Source organism: Pseudoalteromonas sp. GW168-MNA-CIBAN-0100 (genome assembly GCF_040309225.1).
Lineage (GTDB): Bacteria > Pseudomonadota > Gammaproteobacteria > Enterobacterales > Alteromonadaceae > Pseudoalteromonas > Pseudoalteromonas arctica.
In genome coordinates this window covers 1-277 of the sequence record NZ_JBEOOL010000510.1, presented here as the reverse complement: position 1 = coordinate 277, position 277 = coordinate 1, and the positions used below count along the sequence as shown (strand labels likewise).

The 277-nt window shown below is 41.2% G+C and carries 1 pseudogene; it reads left to right on the top strand.

Annotated elements, in window-relative coordinates:
* Nucleotides 1-277, top strand: a pseudogene (locus AAEY62_RS22200) (S9 family peptidase); the annotation flags it as partial.

Here is a 277-nt window from a genome sequence, read left to right as displayed (position 1 = left end):
ACACGATCCTGCTACTGGTCGCTTATTTTTAGCCGATACAAAAAGCGGTAAAGTAGATGAGTGGTTACCCAACATTAGCGGCCACGTAGCCGATATTGAATGGCAGAATAAAAGCAATACCTTAAACTTTATTGCCAATGTAGGCACCCAAAGCTTTGTCGGCAGCATTAAAACCTGCAGCAATAAATACAAAAAAATAGTTAAAGAAGGTCAATTTATTGCCTCAAGCCTAAGTATCTCTGCTTCAGATAAAACCTTAGCGCTGCGCGCCAATACC